A 2,613-nucleotide genomic window follows, 5' to 3' on the forward strand; every position below is an offset into this window, starting at 1 on the left:
ACCCACAGCGCCGATGGTACTGCACCCGGGAGGGTGTGGGAGAGTAGGACACCGCCGGACACAACATGAGACTAAGGCCTGAACTTGGCAATGAAGCCGAGTTCAGGCCTTAGTTGTGTTCGCCGCAATTTCTCAGTCAATGCCTTGCCACTGTAGAATCAACGACTGGCATAAGCCATTACGGGGTGTAGCGCAGCTTGGTAGCGCGCGTCGTTCGGGACGACGAGGCCGCAGGTTCAAATCCTGTCACCCCGACCAAGAACATTGCACTGGCAGAGAGAATATCGCTGCTCCGACCCTCTTCCTTACAAAAGATCTCCGCCCCTGAGACGGGGCGATCCTCGTCTCCTGACGTACTTGACTGTGCCGCTCATCGTGTTGTCCACTACCGGCAGTATTTTGGTAACGGGCGCTGTGGCTGCCGCGACCGCGATCCCCGGTTTACTCGCAGGCCTATTCATGGGTGTAGTGCTCGACCGTATCAACCGCCGCACAGCGTCTTGATGGGCCAGCGGGAAACTATCACGACCATTGCGTTACTTCTCGGCCCCGCAGTGGCCGGCACTCTTATGGGGTTCTTCGGAGGAACAACAGTTCTATGGATCACCGCCGGAACTTCTTTGGCCGCGGGGCTGATGACTTTTATGCTTTCCGCCGTCGTGGGTCGATCCGCCACCACAGAAGGTCAAGTCCAGAAGCTCGAAGGCACTGGATGGTGCCAGCTTAGAGATGGGTGGGGGGTTCTTTTGAAGAGTCGCTTCCTTGTAGGCATGACGTTGCTGATGGCAAGGTCGACGCCGCCTACGGTTCATCTTCGGGATTTGCTGAACATCGGACGGATTCCCGAAGCTACGCGGGGTGGAATCCTTGGCACAGAGAACGCTATAACCCCAGCCGTCGCCGTCGCCGTTGCCGGCGTCGCGGTAGCCGCTGTGATGGTTAAGTTCATGAATCTTGAGGTAGTCGCGCTGATTTTCGTCAGTCTGTGGGTGATCTTCGTGGTCTACGGGCTCTTCGGCTCTGCATTCCGTACTCTGGAGAAACCCACGACCGAGGAAGTCTAGGAGATCAAAAGTGCGGAGTGCAGAGATGGCACGTCTTGCCGGTGTCACGGTGCGGACACTTCGGCACTACCACCAGGTGCAAGTACTTGCCGAGCCGCCGCGTACTTCCAACGGGTACCGCGAGTACACCATCCGAGATCTCGTCCGGCTCCTGCGCATCGAGCAGCTCTCCGGTTTGGGTGTTCCTTTGGAGCGGATGCCCGCAGTCTTTGATGACGCTGACTCCGAGGAGCTGAGCTCAGTCCAACTGCTGGATTAATTGGACGAGAAACTCGCTCTAGAGATCGAACGCCTGACAAAACAACGGAAGGTGATCAGTCAGCTGCGCAGCCACGGAGCTTCGCCGGACGTGCCAGCGGAATTGGCGCCCCTCTACGCGCTCTTGACCGTGCCTGGCTATCCTCAGCGCGCCGCACAGGTGGACCGTGACCAGGCTGTCCTGCTTAGTCACTTCTCCGGTGAGTCGGCCAAGGCGTATCTGTCGGGGCTCTCCGAGTATCTGAAACACCACCCAGATTTGGTAGCGGCGTCTGTGGATTTCACTCGCCGCTTCGATGCTCTTGGCGAGACGAGCAGCGATGAGCAGATCACAGAGCTGGTTGGCGAGTTCGCGACCCCATTGGCGGAGGTCGTCTCATCACTTCTGCCGGAGGGTCAGGTCATCGAACTCGGCAGAGCAGCCGATCTGCTTGATGAATACGGAGCTGTGGCCTATAGCGAGGCGCAGCGAAAGACCCTGGCCCTTCTAGCTCGACGATTCTCCGACCCTGGACAGCGCCAGAGCTGACAACCAGGAGGAGCGCACGGGCCCGTTGTCCGACGAAGCAGCTGGTCTCCAGATCGTGACGACCCCAGTTACCGTGGACCCTTGAGCAGCGGCGCCACCAGTTGATCCACTGTCAGTCCTCGGACTCCGGCCTCTTCCTCCAAGGCTGCAGCAACCTCTGGGGAGAGAGTCGCACCGTGAGACGGCCCGTGGTCCGCAGGACCTGTTACTGGGGTTTCTCGTGTCGGTTCAGGCGCTGTGCGGCGCCTTAGGGCCGACAGGAGTGGGGCGAGGACGCCCGCGAGGACGGCCAATATCAGAATAATCCCGTAGAACCGTCCGAAGGCTTCGCTTTCCCACCACAGATCCCAAATCAACGACAAAGTAAGTAGTGCCCCGATTCCCACAAGAACCAACGCACACCACAGGAGCCTTTGGATGAGCGTGTCTCTGTGGGTTGTTGACGCCAGGAGAAGACTGACGAAGCTGAAGGCAACTGTGAAAGTGATACCGGAGAGGAGAACTTGGACCGGCTCCCATTCACTCCATCCAGCCCAGATCATCGCCACGCTCCAGCCCAAGCTCAGAACGCACACCGCGGTCCCGATAATGCCGACCAAGCGCGCAGGACGCATGAACACCGCCCCACAGCAGAGCATCGCCAAACTGTGCAGACCGACTGACACAGTGGTGATGAGGACCTGACCACCGGTTTCTGTCGACGACGCGTGAATACTGAACACCTAGCGACGGATGAATTCTGGACATCCGGACCATGCTAGG

At 58.9% G+C, this 2,613-nt stretch carries 4 protein-coding genes and 1 tRNA gene; 4 read left to right on the forward strand and 1 reads right to left on the reverse strand.

Features of this window, described 5'->3' with window-relative positions:
* Positions 1-181: 181 nt before the first annotated feature.
* The 4 genes from FEF26_RS15295 to FEF26_RS15310 all read left to right on the forward strand — a co-directional run bounded on the left by FEF26_RS15295 (position 182) and on the right by FEF26_RS15310 (position 1,851).
* Positions 182-258: transfer RNA gene (locus FEF26_RS15295), tRNA-Pro, on the forward strand.
* Between the two features lie 245 nt (positions 259-503).
* The gene (locus FEF26_RS15300; RefSeq protein WP_138254395.1) at positions 504-1,064 is read left to right on the forward strand and encodes a hypothetical protein; all 561 of its coding nucleotides are present in this window, start codon (positions 504-506) and stop codon (positions 1,062-1,064) included.
* Between the two features lie 25 nt (positions 1,065-1,089).
* Positions 1,090-1,323, forward strand: coding sequence for a MerR family transcriptional regulator (locus tag FEF26_RS15305; protein ID WP_138254396.1), 234 nt, complete (start codon positions 1,090-1,092; stop codon positions 1,321-1,323).
* Entirely contained in the window at positions 1,324-1,851 is a 528-nt protein-coding gene (locus tag FEF26_RS15310; RefSeq protein WP_138254397.1) for a hypothetical protein, read from the forward strand.
* A gap of 68 nt (positions 1,852-1,919) precedes the next feature.
* Here the strand turns inward: FEF26_RS15310 and FEF26_RS15315 are convergent, their stop codons facing one another.
* On the reverse strand, positions 1,920-2,573 hold the full coding sequence (locus tag FEF26_RS15315) for a hypothetical protein (RefSeq protein ID WP_138254398.1): 654 nt from the start codon (positions 2,571-2,573) through the stop codon (positions 1,920-1,922).
* Positions 2,574-2,613: the final 40 nt, after the last annotated feature.

It is taken from the genome of Nesterenkonia salmonea, assembly GCF_005771525.1.
Taxonomy (GTDB): domain Bacteria; phylum Actinomycetota; class Actinomycetes; order Actinomycetales; family Micrococcaceae; genus Nesterenkonia; species Nesterenkonia salmonea.